Below are 21697 nucleotides of genomic sequence, written 5' to 3' on the forward strand. Positions count from 1 at the left end.
GTCAGTCGTCGAGGATGGCCGCGAAACGCTCCTCGGCCAGGTCGAGCTGGTCGAGGATGTGCTCCTTGGCCTCGGTGGACAGCGGCGTGTCCGGGCGGCCGACCAGCTCGCGCAGCTTCGGCACCAGCGGGCGGTACTTGGTCGCCGAGGAGTACGCCTTGTCGATCGACGTGTGGATGACGCCGACCCCGTTGTCGGTGAAGTCGGAAATCTTGATCACCCGGGCCCACGGGTCGCGCTCCAGGTTCTCCGCCACGTGCTGGCGGTACTGCTCGTGCCGGTCACGGTCCGGGTCGTACTCCGGGTTGGTGACCGAACGGACCAGCTCGGCGACCCGGGGGTTGAACCGGCGGGCCAGCTCGGCGACGGCCGCCTCGAGGAGCTCCGCGTGCGAGCGGTCCGGGTCGAGGCCACCCAGCTCGGCCGGGTGGTCCTCGACGGCGTCGTGCAGCAGCGCCGCCACCAGCACGTCGACGTCCCGCACCCGGTAGTACCGGATGATCCGGATGACGACGCGGAGCAGGTGGTTGAGGTACGGCTCGCGGACCCGCCGGTCGTCGGCGTGCAGGCGGGAGGCGAGTTCCAGCGCCTCGACGAGCTGCTTGCGCTCGTCCGCCGGGAAGGACTCCAGCTCCAGCGCGAACCTGTCGCGCAGCCCGGCCTCCCCGTAGACCTCGGTGATCGCGTGCAGGGGCATGGAGAGCAGCAACCTCGGGGCCATGCCGATCAGATATACCGGATGGCGGGCCGCCGTGGGTCGCGGTCAGCTACCGGATGCGGCGGGAGGCGCTACCGGGGCCGGCGCCGGGGCGGGCCGGGGCGAGGGGCGCGGGCGGCCGTTCATCACGGCCCGGGCAGCGGGGGAGAGGCGTACCGAGCCGATCGACGCCTGCTTCAGCGACCACGGCGGGGGGTTCTCGGCGTGCACGCCCCGCTTGGGGTTGCCGGCACCGTCGGTGAACTCCTCCTCGGTCATCGCCTGCAGGGCGCTCAACGCCACGCCCACTATCGTCGCCGTGGTGATCACGGTGATCGGGACCAGCATGCTCAGCGGCCGGATGCCGCCGGCGGCGGGCGCGTACGGGTCCAGCTCGATCGAGATGGCGGCCATCCCGGTGTAGTGCATGCCGCACACCGCCAGCGCCATCACCCCCGCCGCGGCGCCGACCTTGGCCGCGCCGCGCACCGACACCGCGAACCAGAGCGCCACGGTGCTCGCCGCGCACGAGATCAGCACCGAGGCGGCGACCAGCAGCATGTCGTAGTGGATCACCCCGGGCAGGCGCATGCCCTGCATCCCGGTGTAGTGCATGGCGATCACCCCGGTGCCGGTGATCATCCCGGCGACGATGGTCTTCGGGGTGCTGCGGGGCCCGTGCCCGACCACCATCAGGCCGACACCCACGGTCACCACCGCGAAGACCAGGCTCAGGAGGGTACGGGTCAGGTCGTACCGGACCGGGCTGGCCGGCACGTCGAATCCGAGCATCGCGGAGAAGTGCATGAGCCAGATGCCGCCCCCGCCGATCGAGAAGGCGGCGATCGCGAGCCATCGGTTACGCCGGCTGCGGCTGTGCGCGTCACGCGCCCGGGCGGTGCAGAGCAACCCGAGGAACGACCCGAGAAAAGCCAGCATGAAAGCGGCTGCCGGGTTGTAGATCCCGTAGGTGAAGTGATGCACGTGAGCCACTGATGACCTCGCGAAGAGTTGACAATCGTTCGCGGGGATTGAGTCAGATATCAGCGGGCGTACATCGCACGCCGTGTGCGGTGGCGCACTAAAGAGAACCGGGGCCACCGTCGCTCGATCCGATGCGGACACAAGCGGCGGCGACCCCGGTTCGGTCGCAGCGGGTGCAGGTTTCAGGGGGACAGGGAACGGCTCTTCGAAGAGCCTCAAACGTTGAAGATGCTGTAACCGCCGGGGCCGACGATGAGACCGACCACGATCAGCACGACACCCCACAGGATCTGCCGCCGGAGAAGCGCGAGGATACCGGCGATGACGAGGACAACCGCGAGGATCAGTAGAAGAAGTTCCATGTCCAGGTGATACCCGGGCGCCGAAAAACGGAAACCTGATCAGGCGTTCGCCAGCTCGGTGTCCACCGCATCGGTGAGCAGTTGGTACACGTTGTACGCCTGCTTGATGACCGGGTGGGCCACGTTGCGCACCGGGACGCCACCCGGCGTGCGGCCGCGCTCGGAGCCGTGGTGCGCGTGCCCGTGCAGGGCCAGCGCGGTAGGGGCCGAGTCGATCGCCTGGCCGAGCTGGTAAGAGCCCAGGAACGGGTAGATCTCCAGCGGCTCGCCGATCAGCGTCTCCGGCACCGGCGCGTAATGGGTGAGCGCGACCAGCGCGTCGCACTCGACCGAGCGCAGCGCCTCGCCGAGCCGGGCCGAGCTCGCCTCGGTGGTGCCGACGAAGTCCTTCATCTCGCGCTCGCCGAAGTTGCTCGCGCAGGCGCCGGCGAAGCCGCCACCGAAACCCTTGGCGCCGGCCACGCCGAGACGGTGCCCGTTGAGCTCCAGCACGGTCGCCGAGCCCTCCAGCACGGTGATCCCGGAGTCGGTGAGCACCTGGGTGACCGCGTCCTGCTGGTCGCTCTGGTGGTCGTGGTTGCCCAGCACGACCACCACGGGCACGGCCAGCCCGCCGAACTCCTTGGCGAAGCAGCGGGCTTCCTCGGGCGTGCCGTGCCGGGTCAGGTCGCCGGCGATCAGCAGCGCGTCGGCGCGGCCGGGCAGCTCCTCCAGCGTGGGCCGGTACCGGCCCACGACGTCCTTGTCGACGTGGACGTCTCCCACAGCGGCGATCCGGATCATGAAATCTCCTCCACCTCGCTGGGCGCCTGTGCCCGGGTGATGCCGATGTCACAAGTGATCTCGATCTCGGGGTAGCGGCTGGTGATCTGCCGGCAGATCTCGTCACGCCGCTGGGCGCTCTCCACCTCCCCGCCGAGCACCACCACGTTCTCCCGGCGCTGCACCGTGATGCCCTGTTCGGAGATCCGGTCGTGCTCGGTGAGCAGGCGTTGGATCTCCGCCTCCAGGTCGATCTGGTGGGTCATCTCATCCCCCTACCTTGAGTTCCCGCTGGCCCGGGAACGGGACGACGTCCAAGCGGTCCAGCAGGACCAGGAACGCCTCGGCGTACGGCGACTTGATCGTCTCCCGGCGCACCCGCTCCCAGTCGATCTGCTCGCGCAGGGACCGGGCGACCGGCAGCCCGGTGGCGAAGTCGCAGTAGTGCTGGCTGTAGCTCAGCAACTTGTGGATCATCAGCTGGCTCGCGGAGAGCACCGGCATGTAGATCGCCTCGACCGAGATCTGATCGGTGTCGTGCAGCGTCTCGTCGGTGACCGGGGACTCCACCGGGCGGTAGATCAGGTCCACCATCCGGCCCTCGTCGAAGACCTTGACCAGCCAGTCCTCGGGCGGCTGTTCGGTCGTGCATCCGACCGCGGCGAGCTCCTGGAGCGCGCGGTCCTTGTCCTGCTCGCGCAGGAGGAAGTCGACGTCGTGGTCGCTGGAGTAGCCACCGCGCGCATACACGGCGAAGCTTCCGCCCAGCGCGAAAGGTATGTCGGCGGCCTTCAGCGTCGACGCCACCCGCTTCAGGGTGATGGCCAAACCCTCGTCCACACGGTGTGGCATGGAGACCTCCTGGTCCGTGTCCGGTCCGTGAACGACTACCCGGAGTCGCCACACCTTGAACCCCTCGCACCATTCTGTAGGTCCGGAATGCGTAGCGGTGCGAAACTGAATGTGCAGGGAGGGGCTACCGTCGGTTGGTATGGCTCTCCCCGCGCAGTCCCCGGCGATCTCAGCCGGCGTCCGCACCATCGCTCTGGTCGGCATCGACGGCTCCGGCAAGACCACTCAGGCGCACCTGCTGGCCGAGCAGTTGACCGCGGCCGGCCTCCCCGCCGAGTACCGGCGTAACGCCGGCGGACGGCACTGGTTCGGCCGGCTCGCCGCGCTCTTCGGCCGCGAGGACGCCGAGGATCTGCTCGGCCGGCGGGCCATGCTCGCGATCGAGTCGACGCTGCGCTGGCTGGCCATCGCGCGCACGCAGCTGCGCCGCACGGTGCACCAGGAGATAACCGTGATGGACCGGTACGCGGTCTGTCAGTACGCCAGCCTGCGCTCGCACGGCGCCCGCCCGGCCGCTGAGCGCCGGGCCCGGCTGGCCTACCGGCTGTTCCCGGCGCCCGACGTCACGTTCCTGCTGGCGGTGGATCCCGAGGTGGCACACGAGCGGATCGAGCGCCGGGGGTACGACCACGAGTCGATGGAGTACCTGCGGGCCGCCTCGGCGGCGTACGAGTCGCTGCCGGAACACCCGAGCTTCGTGGTCATCGACGCGAACGGCACGCCGGAGCAGGTGTCCGCCGCGCTCCTGGCCCATCTGGTGGCCCCGGCGGTCCCGCTGCTGCCCACCCCGGTGAGTTCCGGTGTGGTGCCCGCCCCGGCGGCGCCGGCCGACATCGAGCGGCTCCCGGCTCAGGCCTGCCCGTAAACCGGGATCTGCGCGCCGCTCGTCGGCGCCGACGCGTCCGAGGCGAGGAAGAGAATGGTCTCGGCGATCGCCGCCGGGTCCACCCAGCGGCTGTGGTCGGCCCCGGGCTGACCGGCCCGGTTCGCCGGGGTGTCGATGATGCTCGGCAGCACCGTGTTGCACCGCACGTTCTGCTTGCGGTACTCCACCGCGACCGCCCCGGCGAACGCCAGGACGGCGGCCTTGGCGGTCACGTACCCGGCCGCGCCCGGGAACGGCGCCACGGCGGCACGGGAGGACACGCAGACCACCGAGCCGCCGCCCGCGGCCACCAGGTGCGGCAGGGTGGCGGCGGTGGTCAGGTAGGTCGGTCGCAGGTTCACGGTGAGCATCGCCTCGAACTCCGCCAGCGGGGTGTCGGCGATCAGGCCACCGCCCGCGTAAGCCCCGACGAGGTTCACCACGGCCCGCAGCGGCGCCTCCGGGTCCTCCGCGGCGGTGGCGGCCGCGGCCCGCACCTCCGCGTCGACGGCGAGGTCGGCCTCGACCGCGACCACCCCGGTGGGGAGCCGCCCGGTGCCGCCTGCCCGGACCGGAGCGACGACTCGCCACCCCGCGGCCACGAAGGCCGCGATCGTGGCAGCGCCCAGACCGCCTGTGCCGCCGGTCACCAGAGCAGTACGCGTCGAAGTCATCGGTGCAGCTTGTCACACCACGGAGGTTGTGCTTTTGCTCACTGCGCCCGGCGGAACTGGCTGTCAGCTGGGAATGTCTCGCGGCTTCGGAACGTCACTCTTGCGGGCGAGTGAGATGTCGGCCGGCGTGGCGCATTGTGACCTGTGGTCCCGGTCGGCCCGGCGCACGGGACCTTTTTGCGGTGGTGTTTGTTTCAGGCCCGACTCCGGACGGCCGATGCTGCACATGAACCCCGCGGGCATCGATCCCGTACACCGGGGTGACGAGCGTCGCGGAGCTCAGGTGACGCCCGTCGCTGTGACGGATGAGAGGCCGATGGTGTTATGAGAAGCGCGCCAAGGGTATCCGCCTGTCCAAGAGACGGGCGCCGGGAGCCCACACTCAGGTACCGCGCACTGGGCTCTCAGGTAAGACCCAGGCATTCGTGACACTTTCGACCCACCAGCCGGAATCAGCGCTGGTCGCAATTTGTTGTGTAGGTGGCAGCAACCGCAATGCACGTGCTGCAGACGTTACGGGAGAGGGCTGATGGACGCAGGTAATGCCCGTAACAGGGTTAGTGACGGCAATGAGGGGACCGTGGGCAACGTGGAGAAGAACACCGTGATGCGTACCGATCAGGTCGCCGAAGAGCGCGACCTCGTCGGAGTCTACCTGCACGAGATCTCCCGGACGCCGTTGTTGGACGCCGCGCGGGAGGTCGAACTCTCCAAGGCAATCGAGGCGGGCCTCTACGCCGAGCACCTGCTCGATCAGGGCGAGGTTCGCCGCGGCGTCAGCCGGGAGGAGCTGGAGCGCCTCGTCACCGAGGGCCAGCGCGCCAAGGACCTGTTCATCCGGGCCAACCTCCGGTTGGTCGTCTCCATCGCACGCCGCTACGTGCGGTCCGGCATGCCGATGCTGGACCTTATCCAGGAGGGCAACACCGGCCTGGTGCGAGCGGTCGAGAAGTTCGACTACGAGCGTGGCTACAAGTTCTCCACCTACGCGACCTGGTGGGTGCGCCAGGCGATCAGCCGGGCCATCGCCCAGCAGGAGCGCACCGTGCGCCTCCCCGTGCACCTGGTCGAGGACGTCAACCGGATGCGGAACGTCACCCGCCAGCTCGTTCGTGAGCTGGGTGGCGACCCGGAGCCGGAGCAGGTCGCCGCGGCGCTGGGCGTGACCGTCGAGCGGGTCAACGAGCTCACCCGGTGGGCACAGGACACCGTCTCGCTGGACACCCCGGTCGGCGACGACGGCGACACCAACCTGGGCGACCTGGTCGCCGACAGCGACGCCCCGTCGCCCGAGGAGATCGTGCTCAGCGCGCTGGAGCGTCAGCGCATCGAGGGCCTGCTGAACCACCTGGACGACCGCTCCGCCGGCATCATGCGGGCGCGGTACGGCCTGGAGGACGGCCGGGAGCACTCGCTGACCGAGGTGGCCTCGCGCTTCTCGCTCAGCCGGGAGCGCATCCGTCAGCTCGAGATCCAGGCTCTGGGCCGGCTGCGTGAGCTGGCTCGCGCGGAGGGCCTGCAGGCCGCCTGATCCCCGCACCACATACAAAAAAGCCGGCGCGGTGTGCGCCGGCTTTTTCGTGTGCGGTGCTTATCTGATCCGGCCGTAGCCGTTCGGGGTCATGATGTCGATCGTCCGGTGCAGGACATCGCGTCCGGCCGACGGCGCATCAATGATCTTCCCGCCGCCCACGTAGATGGCGACGTGCCCGTTGGACCGGTAGAACACCAGGTCACCCGGTTGCAGGTCGGACCGGCTGATCCGGGCGGTGGCGCTGTACTGCGCCGCGGCGTTGTGCGGCAGCGACTTGCCGGCCGCCGCCCAGGCCGCCGAGGTCAGGCCGGAGCAGTCGTACGAGTTCGGGCCGGCGTCGCCGTAACCGTACGGCTTGCCGATCTGGTTGAACGCGAACGTGACCGCCTTGCCGGCCGAACCGGGGATGCTCGGGATCTTGCCGGTGTAGCCGCCGGTGTTCTCGGTGGGGCTGCCGAACGCGGCCTCACGCATGTCGAGAAGCTTGTCGAGGTCCTTCTCGATGGCCTTCTTGCTGTCGGCCAGCGCCTCGATCTGAGCGGTCTGCTTGTCCTGGGTGGCCTTGAGGGCCGCCTTGCGCTCGGCGAACGTCTGCGTCGTCTCGGTGTAGGCGTCGATGTCCTGCTGGTTCGACCGGGCGATCTGCTCCAGGTACGCCATGCGCGCCAGCAGGTTCTGCTCGTCGCCGCTCACCAGGACGGTGACCGGACCCACCTTGCCCTGCATGTAGGACGTGGCCGCGATCGTCTGCACCTTGTCGGTGGCAACGGCCAGGGCGGCCTGGGTCGGCTTCAATGAAGCCTCCAGCTTCGCCGTGTCCGCCTTGGTCTTCTTGAGGTCGAGACGCATCTTGTTGTACGACTCGGTGACGTCCTCGAGCTTCTCCGAAGCAGCTTCGATCTTCTTCTTCAGCTCGCTCTGGGACGGGGCCGCGTGGGCGACCTGCACTCCCGACGTGGTGATCGCGAGCGCCGTCAGCGCGACCACGAGCGCCCGGAGCCGGGTACGGGGGTGTGGCACTGGTCAGGGGCCTTTCTTCCGCTAGGCCGCTCACCTTCGAGGGTGCGGTTTCCCGGTTCCGCTCGTGACGGCCGTTGCCCGGGGGAATGGGCGCGGCCGGCACGGAAGGATTCAGCGGCGTTGGCCGGCGCCACCCGAGGGTTTGTGGCTGCGGACCGAACCAACCGCATTAACCTATCGACGGAAGAAAAGAAATCAAGGCCTGGCCGAGTGAAATTTGCCAATAGCCGGAGTTGCGAGCTTAATCCCGATAACGGGCTGTCATTTGATCGCCGCTAAGCGTTATTGCGCCCGAGTAAACGGACTATTCGCTCAGCGCCGGAGCGTATGCCGCGTCCGGGATCCACTGCCGGGTCACGCGCCGTTCTGCCCAGAACGAGAAGAACGGAATGGTGCCGGCCAGCATGACGAGCACCATCCGGCTGAACGGCCACCGGGCGCGCCGCGCGAGGTCGAACGTGAGCACCAGGTACACCATGTAGAGGAAGCCGTGGAACGGGCCCACCGTCTCCACCACCGTGGGGTTGTCGGCCAGGTACTTCAGTGGCATGCCGATCACCACGAGCAGGATCAGGACCACGCCGACGATCCAGGCGATGATCCGGTAACGGGTGAGGGCTCCCTGCACGGTGGGGGTCTCCTTTACTGGGAAATGCGGCCGGGATAGTCGGCGGGCCGGGCGCCGGGATGGGCGGTCAGCCAGGCCAGGTAATCGTTGTAGGCCTCGAGCTCCGGGTCGGTCGCCGACTCGGCCGCGGCCGGGCGGGTGGCGACGCGGACCGGTCGGCCGGGGGTGACCGGGGCGTCCGCGGAGCGCGGGGCGGGCTCGGTGGCCGGGGCCTCGGGCGTGCCGGCGGCGCGGCGCCGGGCGAGCTGGATCTCACGGATCCAGATGAAGACGACGAAGCCGCCGAACACCGGCCACTGGAACATGTATCCCCAGCTGATCGAGTTGCCGTCGGTGGCGCGGCTGAACTGCCACCAGCCCAGAGCGAGGCAGCCGGCGGTCAGCACGAGCGCGACCAGATGCCGGGCCATCCACGCCGGAGTCCACAGCCCCTTCATGTCCACGAGCGTACCGGCGCGGGTTTGGCGACTGTCGGCTTGGGCATCCGTGCTCGCGAGTGACGGCAAAAAGATCGGAGGTGCACGATGACCGACGCCCGTTTCGAAGACGGTGCGGCGGTGGTCTTCGACACCGGCATCGACCCGGCGGGTCTGGCCGACGAGGACCTCTTCCGCGAGTTGGGCAGTTTGTACCGGACCCGGCTGCAGACGCTGCGGCACGGCCCGGACGCGGCCCTGGAGAATCATTTCAAGCGAACAGCGGAGCTGGAGACCGAGTACATGGCCCGCTTCCCGGGGCGTGAGGTCGACGCCGCCCGTCTCACCCAGGACTCCTGAACATGGTCTCACTGCGCAACAAGGTGTCCCGGGTCGCCCAGGAATACGCTCCGCACGACCACCGGCCGCTGGACGGCTATCTCGTCGCGATGGGCGCGTTCAGTGCCCTCGCCGGGACCCTGGCCGGTGCCGCCCGGTTGAGCAACCGCCCGGTGCCCGAGCGTCCCGCCGTCGCGGACGTGGCGCTGCTGTCGATCGCCACCCACAAGCTGAGCCGCCTGATCGCCAAGGACGCGGTGACCAGCCCGCTGCGTGCCCCGTTCACCCGGTACACCGAACCGGCCGGCGCCGCCGAACTGATCGAGGAGGTCCGGGACGAGGGCAGTACGATCCGCCACGGCATCGGTGAGCTGATCACCTGCCCGTTCTGCCTCGCCGTCTGGGTGGCCACCGGGCTCACCGGGGGCCTGGTCCTGGCGCCCCGGCTGACCCGGCTGGCGGCGACCGTTCTCACCGCCACCGCGGTGTCGGACTTCCTCCAGATGGCCTACACGATCGCCAAGGAGAAGGCCGAGGGGGATCGTTAGCCCAGGGCTCGCAGCGCTTCGGCGGCCTCGTCCTGGGCGTACTCGCCCTCGGGCAGGGCGTCGATGCGGGTCAGCACCGTGGCCGGCAGGTCGGCGGCGATCGCCCGGCGCTGCAGGTCTCCGCTGCTCAGACGCTCCTGAGCGTCGTAGGCAGCGTCCAGGAACTCGGTCATCTCACGGGTGTCATCAGTCACGCCGACGGGGCTACCCGGACCTGCCCTCGGCAAACACCGTAAGTGTGATCCAGGCCACAATGGCTGCAGGAATCGTCGCCGGTGGCCGACGGTTGATAACAGATGCCGGTGTGCCCAGTGTCCCCGGGCCTCACCCTTAGCCTGCACGGAATACCGTTCGGCTGGAGCCGTGTTGAGCCACTCGCCGCGAGGCGACCTGCACACCGGCATCTAACGTCCGCGCCGCTTCCCGGCCCACCCGGGAAGCGGCGCGATCGTTTCCGGCGTGTTTCCCCGGCGCGATGCGGGGTAAAGATCAACTCATGACGGACGACCGGACCGGGCGACGTGCCGCCGACCTCCTCCCCGAGGAGTCGGTCACCGGCAGTGCCGACCCGCAGGCCCAGGCCGAGGCGATCCTCGCCGAGTCGGACGAACGGGAGGACGACCAGACCGCGGCGCCGGACTCGTTTCTTGAGCGGCGTCGCTCGGATGAGACGGTTTATCCCGATAACAACGCCCGATAGGGGCACCTGGCGTCACCCTGTGCTCGATCGACGTGGCAATATCCGTCGCGTGTCCGTCCCGCAACGTCGCGTCCCGGCCGTCCAGCGTGGCGTCCGGCTGACCCGGCGCGCTGTCTCCGCCTTCTCCGCGTCCACTCCGCGCCCCGCCGGCATCAACTCCTTGCCGTCCGGCACGCTACCGGCACCGACGCGGCAGCCCGTGGACGGCCGGGCCACCGGCCCGCACGCTGTCGAACTCGCCGGCCTTCTCCATGAACTCAGCGTCCGGCTGCTCTCCGCGGACCAGCTCAGCCACGCGCTCGACCGTCTCGCCGCCTTCGGCGCCTCAGCGCTACCCGGCGTGACCCGCTGCTCGATCACCTTGATCGCCGAAGGCGGGCCTCTGCTCAGCGCCACCGCCGGCATCGCCGGAGAAACCTTCGACCAGCTGGCGTACGCCCAGAGCACCGGCCCGGGGCTCGAAGCAGCCCGGACCCGTGCCCTGGTGACCTCCGGTGACCTGCCCGGGGACAGCCGCTGGCCGGACCTGGGCGCGGCGGCGTCAGCAGACGGGCTGGGCAGTGTCGTGGCCGTCCCGCTCGACGTGCGGCGCACCGCCGTGGGGGCCATCAGCCTCTACCTGGACCGGGCCGGCGAACCGGACCCGGAGCTGCTGGTCACCGCGCTGGCCGTGGCCGGTCAGGCCGAGGTCCTCCTCGGCGAGTTGCACCGCCGGGAGGCGCTCACCGAAGGCGCCGAGGTGGACCGCGCGGTCGGCGTGATCATCGCCCAGCGCGGATGCGGGGTGCAGGAGGCGTACTCGGTGCTCCAGGAGAGCGCCCAGCGTCTCGGCCTGGACCGGCGCACCGTGGCGGAGCGGTTGATCACCGCGGCCGCCCGCAACGCCGCTACCTGACCCCGGCCGGCCCCTCGGCGTGGCCCGCAGTGCCCAGCCCGCCCGAAACCCCCACGCAGCAGCTCGGCGCTCGCTGTGTGGGGACTTGCGGTGCGGAGCGCACCCGAAGTTCACACACCGGGTTCAGGGGGTGGGCTTGGTGACCTGCTGGACGACCTCGAACTCGAGGAGGCTGGCGCCGGTGGCCACCGGGCGGCTGCGTTCGCCGGCGTGTGCCTCCTTGGCGCTGCCGTTGGACCAGGCCTGGAACGCCTCCTCGGACTCCCAGCGGGTGTAGACGAAGTAGCGGCTCTCGCCGGATACCGGGCGCAGCAGCTCGAAGCCGAGGAAGCCGGGGGAGTTCTCGACCGCGCCGTGCCGGGCGGCGAAGCGCTTCTCCAGTTCTGGTCCGGCGCCTTCGGGGACCTCGATCGCGTTGATCTTCACAACAGCCATGAGTTCACGCTACTGCGGGCGTTCGGGGGACCGGAGCAGGCGGGGGTGGGCATTGCGGCGCGGCGGGGCGGCGGGCGACGGCGGGGCGGTGGGCGGCGGCGGGGCTGGGCGGCGGGCGACGGCGGGGCGGCGGGCGGCGCGAGTGGGTGGGGCGGGACGGGGTGGGGTGAGGAGGGGTACGGCAGGTCCGCCCGGCGCGGGCGGCAGAGGCGGGACCAGCGACCGGGTCGCTGGTCCCGCTCGGCGGGGGGCGTAGGCGTACCAGATAGGGATCTAGATTGAAGTCGGACCGGTACCCGGGCCTGGCACACCGGCGCTCTTCTCGGCCTGGAGGGCGTCCTCGGCGCGGGCCTGCTGGGCCGATCGCTGGGAGAGCGGGAGTTCCGGCAGGAAGAAGACGATCACCAGGCCGACCAGCATGACGGCGAAGGCGATCAGGTAGACGACGTGGACGCTGTCGGCGAAGCCGACCTTGAAGGGGTGCGCGATGACGTCGGACAGCTGGCTGAGGAACGAGGTGTCGTCGAGGGCGTCGCTGCTGTTGGCGCGATCGAGGAGCGGCTGCTGAGCGGGGTCGTCGCGCAGGGCGGCCTGGAACTCGGGGGTCTGCTGCGCGGTGGTGAAGGCGTCGCGGATGTTGCCGGGCAGGACGTTGAAGAGCACCGAGAGGAAGACAGCGGTGCCGAGCGTGCCGCCCATCGAGCGGAAGAAGGTGACGGCGCCGGTGGCGGTGCCGATCTGGCGGGGGCTCACCGCGTTCTGCACGGCCGTGATCATCGGCTGCATGTTGCTGCCCAGGCCGAGACCCATCAGCACCATGACGAGCATGGTCCGCCAGAGTGGGGTGTCCGCGCCCACCAGGGAGAACAGGAACAGCGCGATGACCATGAGGAAGCTGCCGACGATGGGGAAGATCCGGTAGCGGCCGGTGCGGGAGATCAGCTGGCCGGAGATGATCGAGCCGGACATGATGCCGACCACGAACGGGATCATCTGGAGGCCGGCCATGGTGGCCGAGGAACCCTTCACGATCTGGAGGTAGAGCGGGACAGTCATCAGGCCGCCGAACATCGCCATGCCGAGGATCGTGCTGGAGGCCGCGCCGACGGCGACCGTCCGGTTGCCGAAGAGCCGCAGCGGCAGGAGGGCCTCCTCCTTGTAGGCCCGTTCGGCCAGGATGAACCCGATCAGTCCGAGCACGCCGACGACGTAACAGGCGATCGCGCGCCCGGAGTCCCAGCCCCACTCGCGGCCCTGCTCGGCGACGGTGAGCAGCGGCACCAGTGTGATGATCAGAGTGAGCGCCCCGGGCCAGTCGATGCGGTGGTCGACCCGCTGGTGCGGCAGGTGCAGCACCTTGGCGACCACGGCCATGGCGGCGATGCCGATCGGCACGTTGAGATAGAAGACCCAGCGCCAGCCGTCCACCCAGAGGATCGTCTCGGCGCCGGCGAAGAAGCCGCCCATGATCGGGCCGAGCACGCTGGCGGTGCCGAAGACGGCGAGGAAGAAGCCCTGGTATTTGGCGCGTTCGCGGGGCGGGACGATGTCGCCGATGATCGCCAGGGCGAGCGACATCAGGCCGCCGGCGCCGATGCCCTGGACGGCCCGGAACGCGGCCAGCTGCCACATGTTCTCGGAGAGGCCGCAGAGGAACGAGCCGACGATGAAGACGCCGATCGCGAACAGGAAGAACGGGCGCCGGCCGTAGATGTCGGAGAGCTTGCCGTAGAGCGGGGTGGAGATCGTCGAGGTGATCAGGAACGCCGTGGTGGCCCAGGCCTGCAGGTCGAAACCGCGCAGGTCGTCGGCGATGGTGCGGGTCGCGGTCGCCATGATCGTCTGATCGAGGGCGGCCAGGAACATGCCCATCATCAGCCCGCCGAGGATCGTCAGGATCTGGCGGTGCGTGAATTCGACAGGGTGGTCGCTCACGGCGTCTCCGGTGTGGTGGGGTCGGTGCGCAACAGCGCCTCGATCGAGCTGTTGAATTCTTCGAACAGGCCGGTGAAGGCGGCGATCCGCTCGGCCGGCCAGTCGCTGAGCGCCTCGCCGAGCAGCGCCACCCGGGCGGCGCGGAGCCGCTCGCAGGCGGCCTCGCCGGCTTCGGTGACCGCGAGCCGGGACGCCCGCCCGTCGCCGGGGTCGGCCTCGCGGCGGGCCAGGCCGGCCTTGACCAGTTGCGCGACCTGTCGGCTGATCGTCGACGGGTCCGCCTGCTTGAGCTCCGCGAGATCGGTGACTCGCATCGGGCCCATGGCCTGCAACGGGAGCAGCAGCATCAGCGCGGAGAACTCGGCTCCGAGGTCGCCTGTCCTCAGCATGCCCCGGAAGCGGGTGGCCATTCTGACGAACCGCACGATCTCGTCGGCCAGCCGGGCGGTGTCCTCCATATGTGTACCCTACAAGTTGTTGCGTGGTGCACGCATCCGCCATACGCCGGTGCGCAGGGACTCGGTTTCCTCGAGAGCGGCCGGCACCGGCACGTCGTACTCGGTGACCAGGTCGAAGAGGCGTTCCGGGAAATACCCCCGGCCGGGGTCGCCAACCAGAACGGTTGCGCCGCCCTTCTGCGCCCGGCGCAGCGTCGCGGTGATCTGCGGGGCGACGATGGGGCTGTAGAAGACGTCGCCGGCCAGAACCACCTCCGGGCGGTCGACCTCGTCCCGCAGAGCCACGCCGTTGGCGGCGGCGTTGCGGTGCGCGGCGGCCACTGCGGCCGGATCGATGTCGTCGGCCTGGACGGCGGCGGCGCCGCACCGGGCGGCGGCGATCGCGGCCACCCCGGAGCCGGTGGCGAGATCGAGGACCCGGCGGCCGGCCACCTCATCAGGATGATCCAGCACGTAGCGGGCCAGAGCCTGGCCGCCGGCCCACACGAAGGCCCAGAACGGTGGCGGCCGGTCGCTGTGGAACTCGCCGTCGGTCAGGTCGAACAGGCCGACCGGGCCGTCGACGAGGTGCAGCGAGAGCTCGGGCGCGAGCGGGACGGGAAGCAGCGAGGTGGGCGGAAGCACCTCTTTATATTGGCTGGGCCGCGTTCTGCGGGAGGGCGACCAGCAGCTTGGCGCGGTATTCACCACGCGCCTCGGCGGCCCACGGTGCGTCCTCGCCCTCCAGCAGAGGGCGCGAGGCCACGAAGGCCGCGGCGGCGAGCGGCCGGGCGGCGCGCTCGGCGGGCCGCCCGGCGGCCGCGGCGATCAGGGCGTCGAAGGTGGCGACGTCGACCCGGACCCGCTCGGGCGCCAGCCGGTAGCCGCCACGATGCGGGACGATGACCGACTCGCGGCCCCGGACGCCGGGCTCCAGGTGGTCACGGAGTACCTTCAGGTCGTCCTTGACCGTCGCCGGCGGGACGCCCAACAGATCCCCCAGCTCTACAAGCGACCGCTCGCCCCGCAACGCGAGCAACGCGAGGAGGTGACGCGGACGCTCGCCGCCGAAGTCGTCCCCGGAGAGGCTGATGCCCCGGGTTCGGACCTCGAGGCGGCCGAAGAGCTGGATGTCGAACATGATCCGGAACTGTGCTCTGAGCCGTCTTTACCGGCAAGCCCCAATGCGAGGGGGTCAGTCGGCCGAAAGACTGGTTATCGCATCCGCTTGGCGGCAACCGATCGTCGGCCGTACCGGCGGGGTCGGGCCTGGCGGCACAACGGCAGGCTGTTGGTAGGTCGGGACCGGCTTCGGGTAATCCTTAGACTGCGCGGAGCCCGCCGGGCGAGGAGAGGAAGGCGACGTATGGACAGCGACGAGGCGATCCGAGTGCTCGTCGTAGACAGCCACCAGACCTTCGCCGAGCTGCTCGGACACGCGCTGGCCGGGCAACCGGACCTGCGTAGTGTCGGACACGCGCGAAGCGGAGCGGAGGCGCTGCGGCTCACCGCAGAGCTCGAACCCCATGTGATCGTGCTCGATCCGGAACTGTCCGATGCCGACGGCATCGCGATCGCCGAGCTGATCCGCGTGCGCCACCCCGACATCCGTGTGGTGATCCTCACTGCCAGCGAGGAACAGGCGCTGGTCCGCCGGGCCACCGCCGCCGGCGCCGCCGGGTTCCTGTCGAAGAACGGCGCGCTCGGTGATGTGCTGAACGCGCTGCGCACTGCCCACGGCGGCGGGATGACCGTCTCCACCGACATCCTGGCCCGCCTGCTCCGCAGCACGACACCGGTCAGCGCGCCGCGCAGCAGCGGTCTGACCGCCCGCGAGGACGAGGTGCTCCAGCTGATGGCGGCCGGCCTGGACGCTCGGGCGGTGGCCCGGCGGCTCGGGATAAGCGTGCACACGTGCCGCGGATATCAGAAGGCGGTGCTCGCCAAACTGGGTGCGCACAGTCAGCTGGAAGCGGTGGCGATCGCGACCCGGCGGGGTCTCGTGCGACCTGACCAACGGTAAACCTTCCGGTCACTCATCCGAGAAGCGGTTTCCTCCGTACTCCATTCGGGGGCGTCACGTCCTGGGGGCGTTGGGCAGGGAGGAATCGAGTGGACCGTACCGCTGTCGGCGCTTCGTCCGACCCGGTGGTGGCCGGGGCGACGGACGAGGGATCGGCCGACCGTGCTGGGTTGCCCCGTCGGCGGCCGGGCGCCGCGGGGCTGGAGGACGGGCTGAGCGGGGAGCAGGTGAACTGGTTCGGCGCGGGGGCGCCGGAGTCACCTGAGACTGCCGCGTCGCCGTCTCCCGCGTCACTGTCCGCCGCGTCGCCGTCTGCCGCTCCGGGGCAGCCGTCTCCGGGCGGGCCCGGGCGGGCTTCGTTCGGGTTCGATGACGGGCCGATCGGGGGTGTCCGCCCCGGTGGGTTGCCGATCGTGCGTACCAACGGGCCGGCTGCGGAGACTCCCGCGCCCGCTGATCCGGTTGCCGAGGCGATGACCGGGACCCCGGCGGCGCCGTGGACGCCGGTGACGTTCGAGCCGGCCTCGCCGCGGGCTGTCGGTGTGGACGGGTGGGGAAGCCCGTCCAGGGACAGCTCCGCGCCGGTCTGGCCGCAGGCCACCACCACACCGTCCGAATGGGTGGACCACGGGGCGGAGCGGCACGTCGACCTGATCGCCGACCAGCGGTCCGCCCCCGGCGGCCGCAACGAACCGAAGGTCTGGAGCGACACCCCCGCCGCACCGCCGGCCCGGCGGCAGTCCCGGCTGGTCACGGTCGGCATGGCGCTGCTGGGGGCGGTCGCGCTCGCCGCCGTCGCGCTCACCGGGGTCGTCTACTACTCCGGCCCGGACACCGAGATCGGCGAGATGCTCCAGCTCGGCGGCGACGGCACCGACCAGCGCACCGCGACCGGGCCGCTGGACGGCCGGACCATCGCGACCTTCGAGCTGCTCGCGGCGACCGACCGGGTCAGGGTGAGCATCGCCGACCTCGGCACCGACCTGTACCGGGTCACCACGCCGGAGGGCGCCGGCCTGCAACCCAACGCCGAGGTACGCGAGGACCGGCTGCTCGTCGACCTGTCCCGGGACCGGAGCGGCTCCGGCGGTGAGATCGAGGTCGTACTGGCCGCCAAGGTGCGCTGGACGCTGCGTTTCTCCGGGTACGCCGCGGAGCGCGTCATCGACACCAGCGACGGGCGGATCGACCGGATCGAGATGGTCGGCGGCACCCGGCGGGCCGAGCTGAACCTGGCCGACGCCTCCGGAACCGTGCCGATGAAGATCACCGGTGGGGTCGAGGAACTGCTGCTGCGGGCGCCGGCCGACAACCCGGTGCGGGTGCGTGTCGGCGGCGGAGCGGGCACCGTGACGGCCGGCGCGCGGACCCTGCGGGACCTGCCGCCAGGCTCCACGCTCACGCCGAAGGACTGGCAGAAGGCCAATCGGTACGACGTGGACGCGGCCTCCTCGATCACCGTGCTGACAGTGGAGGAACGGACGTCCTGACCGGTGCGGCCCGGTGTGGGCCGCACCGATCACGGCTCAGTTCAGGACGCGCAGGCGGACGGTCTGCTCCATGGCGCGGAGCTGCTCGAGCACCCCGTCGGGGTAACCGCGGGCGATGTCGGTGATCAGATAGCCGAACTCACCGCGGGTGCTGAGCATCTGGCCCTCGACGTTGACGTTGTGCTCGGCGAGGATCCGGTTGACGTCGGCCAGCACACCCGGCGTGTTCTTGTGCATGTGCACGATGCGGTGCATGCCGGGCAGCTCGGGCAGCGTCACGCCGGGCAGGTTGACGCTGAGCGTGGTGTTGCCCTCGGTCAGGTACTTCGCGAGCTTGTTCGCCACGAAGCCGCCGATGTCCGACTGCGCCTCCTCGGTCGACCCGCCGATGTGCGGGGTGAGGATGACGTTCGGCAGGCCGCGCAGCTCGGAGACGAACTCGTCGCCGCGGCCCTTCGGCTCCTTCGGGAAGACGTCGACGGCCGCACCGGCCAGCCGCCCGCTCTGCAGAGCGTCGCGCAGCGCCAGGTGGTCGACGACGATGCCGCGGGACAGGTTCAGGAACAGGCTGCCGGGCCGCATCTTGGCGAACTGCTCGGCGCCGAAGAAGCCGGCGTTGCCGGGCCGCCCGTCCACGTGCAGGGTGACGATGTCGCTGGACTCCAGCAGCTCGTCCAGGCTGGCGCAGCGGTGCGCGTTGCTCAGCGCCAGCTTGTCGGCGGTGTCGTAGAACGAGACCGACATGCCCAGGTTCTCGGCGAGCACCGACAGCTGGGTGCCGATGTTCCCGTACCCCACGATGCCGAGGCGACGGCCGCGGATCTCGTGCGCGCCGTCCGCCGACTTGTCCCAGACGCCGCTGTGCATCAGCGTGTTCTTCTCGGTGAGCCGCCGGGTCAGCGAGATGATCTCGGCGATGGCCAGCTCGACCACCGAGCGGGTGTTCGAGAACGGCGCGTTGAAGACGGCGACGCCGCCGGCGGTGGCGGCGGCCAGATCGATCTGGTCCGTGCCGATGCAGAAGGCGCCGATGGCGACCAGCTTGTCGGCGGCCTCCAGCGCTTTCGCGGTCACCTGCGTCTTGGACCGGATCCCGAGCAGGTGCACCCCGGCGATCCGCTCGATCAGCTCGACCTCGTCGAGGGCGTTGCGAAGGAGCTCGACCTGGAAGCCGTCCTCCTCCAGCCGGGACACCGCGTCGGGGTGGATGCTCTCCAAGAGCAGGACTCGCACCTTGGCCTGGTCGATCATCATCTTCCGTTCCATGTTTCGGTTGGCCGCCCGGGCCGCCACGCCGAAGCCCAGTTCACAAGGCGTCAAGCCTAGTCCCCCGGCGTGCCGGGCCCGGAACGGTGTGCCTGAGGTCCCATCTGCCGGTCAATCCGGTAACTGTTACGGGCCGGCGGCGGGTGTGGTTCAGGCCGGTTTCACCGGTGCGGCTTTCGATCATCGAGGGGGTACGCGGACGCGCGTGCCGTAGTCGTGCGGCGCCCGGTTCCTGCCGCTGCCCGCGGCCGTTTCGCGGTCGTTCCGGGGCCGGCCCGCGCGCCGGAAAGTGTCGTACCGTCGCGCGACGATCCGGGCATGGCTGACGAGCACATCGACACATCCGAGTCCGGCGCCCGTGACTGGCGGGCCGAGCTGAGGGAGCGTGCCGCCGTGTCGGCGCAGCGGCGGGCCGACCGCGCCGCCGCCCGGCGCTCTGCGGCGGTTCGCCGCGCGCACGGTCTGGTTGAGCGCCACGCAGCCCGCCTGGCACGGGCACGATCCCGCTCTCCGGGGTGAGGATGCCGGCTCCGGCCTTCCTGGTCGGTATGTTCCAGGGAGTGAGGTTCGCCCGGTCGGCCGAGCCGCGCGGAGGTTGTGAGGTGGGCGATGGGATCGCTGGCGTGGGCAGTCGGCCTCTCGCTGCTGTCAGTCGCTGCTTACGGCACCGCCGCGGTCGCTCAGGAGCGGCTCGCCGAGCACAGCCACCGCGGGCGGTCCCGGTGGGCCGTGGCGTTGCTGCTGACCGGCGCCGGGGCGGGGCTGCACCTGCTGGCGCTGAACTTCGGCACGGTCGCGGTCGTGCAGGCCCTCGGCACCCTGACGCTGCTGGTCGCCCTCCCGATCGAGGTCATCCGCTATCACACCCGGATCAGCCGGGCGGCCTGGATCAGCGCCGGCCTGACCGTGGCCGGGCTGGCCGCGATCCTGACCCTCTCGGTCGAGGGGGACGGCCCGTCGCTGCTAGCCGAGTCCACCGTGCGCACGCTGACCGTGGTCACTGCCGGTGCGGTCGCCGGCTGTGCTCTCCTGGCATGGCCGTCGGGGCCGCGGGTTCGCGCGATGCTGCTCGCGGCGGCGGCCGGCACTGCGTTCGGGATCGGCTCGGTGCTGTCGAAAGCGGTGATCGCCTCGTTCACCACGGGCGGTGTCGGCGGGATGTCGATGCCGGCCCTGGGGCTCGTCGTGGTGTTCGCGGTGGTGGGCTATCTGCTCGGCCAGTTGTCCTACCGTGGTGCCGGGCTGGCCACGCCGCTGGCGACGGTCAGCGTGACCAATCCGCTGGTCGCGTCGGTCGCCGGAGTGGTGCTGTTCGACGAGGGCGTCCGGTTCGGGGCGGTGGGGCTGGTGGTGGTGGGCGTCGCCGCGGTCCTGATGAGCTGGGGAGTGGTCGGTCTGGCCCGGCGGACGGCAGGCTCGGGGAGCGCGTCGCAGGAGCCGGCGGGCGGACAGCCCCGGACGGAGCCGGCGCCGACGGGCTAGCTCCGCGAGTGTGCCGACTTGGGGTTCGATCCGCACCCGAACTCGTCACGCAGCTCTGGGCCGCTGGTGGTGTGCCGACTCGGGGTTCGCTGCGCGCCTGAAGTCGGCACGCGATCTGGGGGCGGCGCCGGCGTGGCGGCGGTGCGGTGCGGGGTGCGGTGCGGGGTGCGGTCGGCTCGGGTGGGGAGGAGCGCGGGCAGCAGCAGGGCCAGGGTGATCGCGAGCAGCAGTCGGGACTCCTGGAACGGCCACCAGGGCAGGGCGGTGACCGGCAGCACCATGATCGCCAGAACGGCCGCTCGGAGGGCGAGGGCGAGAGGGAGGAAAACGGCCAGGACCAGCCAAACCTGATGGTGGGTCCAGGAGACCGGGGAGAGTACGACGCTTGCTGCTCCGGTGATCACCAGCGCGACGCGGGGGTCGTGGAAGCGGGCGGTGGGGCGCAGCACCGTCGGTTGCAACGTGGTGGGGCGCAGCGGGGTGTCACGCAGGGTGGCGAAGCGTGGCGGGGTGAGCGGCGTGAGCGCGGTGAGCTGCGTGGTGGTGTGGCGGAGGGCTATGGCGGCTATGGCGCCGGCCAGGAGGGTGGCGAGCAGCTCGCGGTGCGGGGCTTCGAGGCGGAGCAGGGCGCCGTTGAGGGACTGGTTGCCTACGGAGGTGATGAAGCCCAGGCGGGCGACGTCGTGCACCTCGGTGGTCCAGTACCGCCAGGATTCGTGGGGCAGCAGGTAAGCGGCCAGCGTCGCGCAGGCCAGGAAGGTACTGGTGGCTACGGCTGCGGCCCGGCGGCGACCGGTCAGCCACAGCATCGGGATGAAGATCAGCGGGGTGAGTTTGACGGCGGCGGCGAGGCCGATCAGGACCCCCTGGTGGCGGCTGTGCCGCAGGGCCAGCACGTCGGTGGTGACGAGGACGGCCAGCAGGAGGCTGACCTGGCCGTACTTGAAGGTGGAAGAGACCGGTGCGGAGAGCATCAGTGCGAGCGCGATCCACGGTGCGGCTCGGCGGTTGACGAGCAGCGCCAGAACGATCGCGGCCAGGCCGGTGCCCGCCGTCCAGGCGGTGTACAGCAGCCATGCGGGCAGCCAGGACAGGGGCAGCATCAGCAGGGCGGCGAACGGTGGGTAGGTGAACGGGGCGTTCCCGTTGCGGATGTAGTCGTAGAGTTCGCCGCCGCTGCGGAACGTGTCGACGGCGCCCATGTAGACCTGGAGGTCGGTGAGGCGCAGGGACTCCGGGCGGCTGAGCGCGAGCAGGCCGGTGATCAGGGCGACGAGGAGCGCGGGCGTCCAGCGGAATAGTTGCCTGCTCATTGCCATTGTCGCTCCTCTACATAGGGTGGCATGAAGCGAC

27 protein-coding genes are annotated in these 21697 nt (G+C 70.4%); 9 read left to right on the top strand and 18 right to left on the bottom strand.

Annotated features, from left to right (window positions below; translation table 11 throughout):
• Position 1 precedes the first annotated feature (1 nt).
• The 6 genes from AC0NH5_RS33865 to AC0NH5_RS33890 all read right to left on the bottom strand — a co-directional run bounded on the left by AC0NH5_RS33865 (position 2) and on the right by AC0NH5_RS33890 (position 3657).
• A complete protein-coding gene (locus tag AC0NH5_RS33865; RefSeq protein WP_474411031.1) occupies positions 2-721 on the bottom strand; it encodes an HD domain-containing protein in 720 nt (239 codons plus the stop codon).
• Between the two features lie 42 nt (positions 722-763).
• Positions 764-1690 (bottom strand): MHYT domain-containing protein, encoded by a 927-nt coding sequence (locus AC0NH5_RS33870; RefSeq protein WP_474411032.1) that lies wholly within the window; start codon positions 1688-1690, stop codon positions 764-766.
• Between the two features lie 206 nt (positions 1691-1896).
• Positions 1897-2043: a GPGG-motif small membrane protein gene (locus tag AC0NH5_RS33875; RefSeq protein ID WP_474411033.1), complete on the bottom strand. Its 147-nt coding sequence runs from the start codon at positions 2041-2043 to the stop codon at positions 1897-1899.
• 39 nt (positions 2044-2082) lie between these two features.
• On the bottom strand, positions 2083-2826 hold the full coding sequence (locus AC0NH5_RS33880; RefSeq protein WP_474411034.1) for a metallophosphoesterase family protein: 744 nt from the start codon (positions 2824-2826) through the stop codon (positions 2083-2085).
• Positions 2823-3071: a hypothetical protein gene (locus AC0NH5_RS33885; protein WP_474411035.1), complete on the bottom strand. Its 249-nt coding sequence runs from the start codon at positions 3069-3071 to the stop codon at positions 2823-2825. Before AC0NH5_RS33885 ends, AC0NH5_RS33880 begins: the two co-directional genes overlap by 4 nt.
• Before the next feature lies 1 nt (position 3072).
• A complete protein-coding gene (locus tag AC0NH5_RS33890) occupies positions 3073-3657 on the bottom strand; it encodes a nucleotidyltransferase family protein (RefSeq protein ID WP_474411036.1) in 585 nt (194 codons plus the stop codon).
• Between the two features lie 139 nt (positions 3658-3796).
• Between AC0NH5_RS33890 and AC0NH5_RS33895 the strand changes: the two genes are divergently transcribed.
• Positions 3797-4522: a dTMP kinase gene (locus tag AC0NH5_RS33895; protein WP_474411037.1), complete on the top strand. Its 726-nt coding sequence runs from the start codon at positions 3797-3799 to the stop codon at positions 4520-4522.
• On the opposite strand, the gene AC0NH5_RS33900 is transcribed toward AC0NH5_RS33895, so the two are convergent.
• Positions 4507-5196 (bottom strand): SDR family NAD(P)-dependent oxidoreductase, encoded by a 690-nt coding sequence (locus tag AC0NH5_RS33900; RefSeq protein WP_474411038.1) that lies wholly within the window; start codon positions 5194-5196, stop codon positions 4507-4509. The genes AC0NH5_RS33895 and AC0NH5_RS33900 overlap by 16 nt on opposite strands.
• Positions 5197-5725: 529 nt before the next feature.
• Here AC0NH5_RS33900 and AC0NH5_RS33905 point away from each other — a divergent pair.
• Positions 5726-6727 (top strand): sigma-70 family RNA polymerase sigma factor, encoded by a 1002-nt coding sequence (locus tag AC0NH5_RS33905; RefSeq protein WP_474411039.1) that lies wholly within the window; start codon positions 5726-5728, stop codon positions 6725-6727.
• 60 nt (positions 6728-6787) lie between these two features.
• On the opposite strand, the gene AC0NH5_RS33910 is transcribed toward AC0NH5_RS33905, so the two are convergent.
• The 3 genes from AC0NH5_RS33910 to AC0NH5_RS33920 all read right to left on the bottom strand — a co-directional run bounded on the left by AC0NH5_RS33910 (position 6788) and on the right by AC0NH5_RS33920 (position 8815).
• Positions 6788-7750 (bottom strand): C40 family peptidase, encoded by a 963-nt coding sequence (locus AC0NH5_RS33910; RefSeq protein ID WP_474411040.1) that lies wholly within the window; start codon positions 7748-7750, stop codon positions 6788-6790.
• A 304-nt stretch (positions 7751-8054) separates the two neighbouring features.
• Entirely contained in the window at positions 8055-8378 is a 324-nt protein-coding gene (locus AC0NH5_RS33915) for a DUF3817 domain-containing protein (protein ID WP_474411041.1), read from the bottom strand.
• 14 nt (positions 8379-8392) lie between these two features.
• On the bottom strand, positions 8393-8815 hold the full coding sequence (locus tag AC0NH5_RS33920) for a hypothetical protein (RefSeq protein ID WP_474411043.1): 423 nt from the start codon (positions 8813-8815) through the stop codon (positions 8393-8395).
• Positions 8816-8902: 87 nt separating this feature from the next.
• Between AC0NH5_RS33920 and AC0NH5_RS33925 the strand changes: the two genes are divergently transcribed.
• Positions 8903-9154 carry a DUF6158 family protein gene (locus AC0NH5_RS33925; protein WP_474411044.1) on the top strand — a complete coding sequence of 84 codons (252 nt, stop codon included), beginning with the start codon at positions 8903-8905 and terminating at the stop codon, positions 9152-9154.
• A gap of 2 nt (positions 9155-9156) precedes the next feature.
• Positions 9157-9681: a DUF1360 domain-containing protein gene (locus AC0NH5_RS33930; RefSeq protein ID WP_474411045.1), complete on the top strand. Its 525-nt coding sequence runs from the start codon at positions 9157-9159 to the stop codon at positions 9679-9681.
• Here the strand turns inward: AC0NH5_RS33930 and AC0NH5_RS33935 are convergent.
• Positions 9678-9875 (bottom strand): hypothetical protein, encoded by a 198-nt coding sequence (locus tag AC0NH5_RS33935; RefSeq protein ID WP_474411171.1) that lies wholly within the window; start codon positions 9873-9875, stop codon positions 9678-9680. The two genes, AC0NH5_RS33930 and AC0NH5_RS33935, sit on opposite strands and share 4 nt — an antisense overlap.
• A gap of 302 nt (positions 9876-10177) precedes the next feature.
• Here AC0NH5_RS33935 and AC0NH5_RS33940 point away from each other — a divergent pair, with 302 nt between their 5' ends.
• Together AC0NH5_RS33940 and AC0NH5_RS33945 are read left to right on the top strand one after the other, a co-directional pair.
• A complete protein-coding gene (locus tag AC0NH5_RS33940; RefSeq protein ID WP_474411046.1) occupies positions 10178-10381 on the top strand; it encodes a hypothetical protein in 204 nt (67 codons plus the stop codon).
• 49 nt (positions 10382-10430) lie between these two features.
• Entirely contained in the window at positions 10431-11276 is an 846-nt protein-coding gene (locus AC0NH5_RS33945; protein ID WP_474411047.1) for an ANTAR domain-containing protein, read from the top strand.
• Positions 11277-11399: 123 nt separating this feature from the next.
• On the opposite strand, the gene AC0NH5_RS33950 is transcribed toward AC0NH5_RS33945, so the two are convergent.
• The 5 genes from AC0NH5_RS33950 to AC0NH5_RS33970 form a co-directional block, all read right to left on the bottom strand.
• Positions 11400-11711 carry an antibiotic biosynthesis monooxygenase family protein gene (locus tag AC0NH5_RS33950; RefSeq protein WP_474411048.1) on the bottom strand — a complete coding sequence of 104 codons (312 nt, stop codon included), beginning with the start codon at positions 11709-11711 and terminating at the stop codon, positions 11400-11402.
• 273 nt (positions 11712-11984) lie between these two features.
• Positions 11985-13646 (bottom strand): MDR family MFS transporter, encoded by a 1662-nt coding sequence (locus AC0NH5_RS33955; RefSeq protein WP_474411049.1) that lies wholly within the window; start codon positions 13644-13646, stop codon positions 11985-11987.
• Entirely contained in the window at positions 13643-14104 is a 462-nt protein-coding gene (locus tag AC0NH5_RS33960) for a MarR family winged helix-turn-helix transcriptional regulator (protein ID WP_474411051.1), read from the bottom strand. The genes AC0NH5_RS33955 and AC0NH5_RS33960 overlap by 4 nt, the downstream gene beginning before the upstream one ends.
• 9 nt (positions 14105-14113) lie before the next feature.
• Positions 14114-14728: a class I SAM-dependent methyltransferase gene (locus AC0NH5_RS33965; RefSeq protein ID WP_474411053.1), complete on the bottom strand. Its 615-nt coding sequence runs from the start codon at positions 14726-14728 to the stop codon at positions 14114-14116.
• 4 nt (positions 14729-14732) lie between these two features.
• The gene (locus AC0NH5_RS33970) at positions 14733-15224 is read right to left on the bottom strand and encodes a hypothetical protein (protein ID WP_474411055.1); all 492 of its coding nucleotides are present in this window, start codon (positions 15222-15224) and stop codon (positions 14733-14735) included.
• A gap of 225 nt (positions 15225-15449) precedes the next feature.
• On the opposite strand from AC0NH5_RS33970, the gene AC0NH5_RS33975 reads away from it, so the two are divergent.
• On the top strand, positions 15450-16106 hold the full coding sequence (locus tag AC0NH5_RS33975; RefSeq protein WP_474411057.1) for a response regulator: 657 nt from the start codon (positions 15450-15452) through the stop codon (positions 16104-16106).
• A 413-nt stretch (positions 16107-16519) separates the two neighbouring features.
• The gene (locus tag AC0NH5_RS33980) at positions 16520-17596 is read left to right on the top strand and encodes a hypothetical protein (RefSeq protein ID WP_474411059.1); all 1077 of its coding nucleotides are present in this window, start codon (positions 16520-16522) and stop codon (positions 17594-17596) included.
• A 36-nt stretch (positions 17597-17632) separates the two neighbouring features.
• Here AC0NH5_RS33980 and serA read toward each other — a convergent pair whose 3' ends face one another.
• Complete coding sequence (gene serA, locus AC0NH5_RS33985) at positions 17633-18850, bottom strand: phosphoglycerate dehydrogenase (RefSeq protein WP_474411061.1); 1218 nt, start codon at positions 18848-18850, stop codon at positions 17633-17635.
• 621 nt (positions 18851-19471) lie between these two features.
• On the opposite strand from serA, the gene AC0NH5_RS33990 reads away from it, so the two are divergent.
• Positions 19472-20344 (top strand): DMT family transporter, encoded by an 873-nt coding sequence (locus tag AC0NH5_RS33990; RefSeq protein WP_474411063.1) that lies wholly within the window; start codon positions 19472-19474, stop codon positions 20342-20344.
• Here AC0NH5_RS33990 and AC0NH5_RS33995 read toward each other — a convergent pair.
• Positions 20341-21657 (bottom strand): glycosyltransferase 87 family protein, encoded by a 1317-nt coding sequence (locus AC0NH5_RS33995; protein ID WP_474411065.1) that lies wholly within the window; start codon positions 21655-21657, stop codon positions 20341-20343. The two genes, AC0NH5_RS33990 and AC0NH5_RS33995, sit on opposite strands and share 4 nt — an antisense overlap.
• Positions 21658-21697: the final 40 nt, after the last annotated feature.

Source organism: Actinoplanes sp. 13 (assembly GCF_056134165.1).